Annotated in this window: 2 protein-coding genes; both read left to right on the top strand. The window is 52.1% G+C overall.

Going from position 1 to position 1045, the window contains the following annotated elements; translation table 11 throughout:
* Positions 1–267: 267 nt before the first annotated feature.
* Positions 268–480: a DUF433 domain-containing protein gene (locus VJ464_06395; GenBank protein ID HKQ04743.1), complete on the top strand. Its 213-nt coding sequence runs from the start codon at positions 268–270 to the stop codon at positions 478–480.
* A gap of 1 nt (position 481) precedes the next feature.
* Complete coding sequence (locus tag VJ464_06390; protein HKQ04742.1) at positions 482–802, top strand: DUF5615 family PIN-like protein; 321 nt, start codon at positions 482–484, stop codon at positions 800–802.
* Positions 803–1045: the final 243 nt, after the last annotated feature.

The raw sequence follows: 1045 nt of genomic DNA, 5'->3' as shown, positions 1-1045 counted from the left end.
GGGTCTCGAAGGTTGCGTCGCCGGTGGCGATGCCTTCCAAGTAGATCAAGCGTACATGCTGCCAATCGCTTTGCTGCATTTGCCTGATTGCGTATCCCACAGTCGCATTTTAGCTGACACCTCGGTAGGACGCCTAACGCCCGCGTTCAGCGGGGCCGTGAGCGGCATAGCGAGTAACCACGTGAACCGCGCTTCGCGGCCTCCGCTGCAACGCCTTGTTAGATGCCCGTCTTGATCTTTAGGCCCCTCTTTACATACCATAGGTTTATGAACAAACAGATTATTTCCTCATCTCCTGATGTGATGGGAGGCACCCCAGTTTTTGCTGGAACTAGAGTGCCTGTCCAAACCTTCATAGATTACATCAAAGGCGGAGAATCCATCGATGATTTTCTTGATGGTTTTCCGACGGTAGGTAAGGAGCAGATCATCGCCTTTTTGGAAGAAGCAAAAGAACAAATGATCAAAATGGTGGCATAGTATGAGAATTCTTTTAGACGAATGCGTAGATAGACGCTTCGCCAAAGAGCTGCCAGGACATTTCGTTAAAACTGTACCGCAGATGGGATGGGCGACTATTAAGAATGGCGAACTCCTCGCTCTTGCTGAAAAAGAGTTTGATGTCTTTCTCACGGTTGATCGGAACCTCTCTTTCCAACAGAATCTGCCCAAATTCAATATTGCCGTTCTGGTTCTGCAATCGCATTCAAATCGATTAGTGGATCTGAAGCCTCTAGCCCCTAAATTACTATCCATTCTGCCTTCACTGACAAAGGGCAAGGCTGAAGTCGTAGGCATCTAACGTCACGCATCACCGGGCGCGGCGTGACGAATCGGACCAATGACAAGAAAGGCGCTCGCCGCGCTCCGGTGCATGCGCTTGTTGGGCGTCGCCCTCTACCCCTTTCATTCCGCTACCGTCGGGCCTTTCGCCATCGACCATTCCAAACAGCGCCGCTGCACGCCCTTTGTTGCCTCTGCTCCTGTTCGTCTCGTGACTTGTGCGCTTGCTCACCTCGCCTGCCGCTGGCGCCCTGGCCATTGT

The organism is Blastocatellia bacterium (assembly GCA_035275065.1).
Taxonomy (GTDB): Bacteria; Acidobacteriota; Blastocatellia; order UBA7656; family UBA7656; genus DATENM01.
Note: the sequence above shows the minus strand (reverse complement) of the source record. Positions and strands in the feature narration are given on the sequence as shown.